General features: G+C 74.7%; 1 pseudogene. It reads left to right on the top strand.

Annotated elements, in window-relative coordinates:
* Positions 1–253: pseudogene (locus ACQG3P_RS20825) on the top strand (A/G-specific adenine glycosylase); the annotation flags it as partial.

Raw genomic sequence — 253 nt, 5'->3', positions numbered from 1 at the left:
GTTCCCCACCCTGCCCGACCTCGCCGCCGCCAGCAACGACGCGGTGATGGCGCAGTGGGCCGGCATGGGCGACTACGCCCGCGCGCGCACCCTGCATGCCGCCGCGCAGCGCTGTGGCGAACTGCACGGCGGCGAGCTGCCGCGCGACGTCGATGCACTGCATGCACTGCCGGGCCTTGGCCGCGGCACCGCCGGCGCGAGCCTCAGCCAGGCCTGGAACGACCGCGTCGCGATCCTCGCTGGCAACGTCAAG

It is taken from the genome of Stenotrophomonas sp. SrG (assembly GCF_050031795.1).
Taxonomy (GTDB): domain Bacteria; phylum Pseudomonadota; class Gammaproteobacteria; order Xanthomonadales; family Xanthomonadaceae; genus Stenotrophomonas; species Stenotrophomonas rhizophila_A.
The sequence above is the reverse complement of the archived record's forward strand: the minus strand, read 5'-3'. Positions and strand labels throughout refer to the sequence as shown.